The organism is Catenibacterium sp. UBA627 (assembly GCF_002299355.1).
GTDB lineage: Bacteria > Bacillota_I > Bacilli_A > Erysipelotrichales > Coprobacillaceae > Catenibacterium > Catenibacterium mitsuoka.
On sequence record NZ_DBPF01000114.1, the window covers coordinates 9,222 to 9,731 of the forward strand.

A 510-nucleotide genomic window follows, 5' to 3' on the forward strand; every position below is an offset into this window, starting at 1 on the left:
ATGATAAGAAACCTGCTAAGACAGGTGATGTGACATCAATTGCGGGCTGGATTTCTATGATGACAGTTGCAGGTGCAATGTTACTTAAGAGAAACAGAAGATCTTAAAATTCTACCTCTTGAGAGATAGCATGAAAAAATGCTATCTCTTTTTTAGTTGTTGCTATTCTTTCTCTTCGTCCTTTACAATATGAACTATGGAGGTCTCATTATGATTAAGGCAGATACACTATTAAAAATGATCCAAGATGCAATCAATTCTAATAATTATGCTCTTGCAGTACAGTTGACCCAACAACTCTATGCTTTCTACAAAGAGACTCTAGGAGAAAATCATTCAGATACATTAAATACATTAGATGATTTATCTAATTATTGTGATGAATTAGGGGACTACAATCAAGCCATACAGTGTGGTCTACAGGTATATGAAATATCAAAACAAGTACTTGGCTTACATCACAAAGACACGTTGGCAAGATTAAACAATCTTGCTGCTTATTATGCTCAT

The 510-nt window shown here is 34.3% G+C and carries 1 protein-coding gene; it reads left to right on the forward strand.

Going from position 1 to position 510, the window contains the following annotated elements:
• Positions 1-210 precede the first annotated feature (210 nt).
• On the forward strand, positions 211-510 hold a 300-nt coding region (locus tag B2S90_RS07445; RefSeq protein ID WP_286696806.1), incomplete at its 3' end, for a tetratricopeptide repeat protein.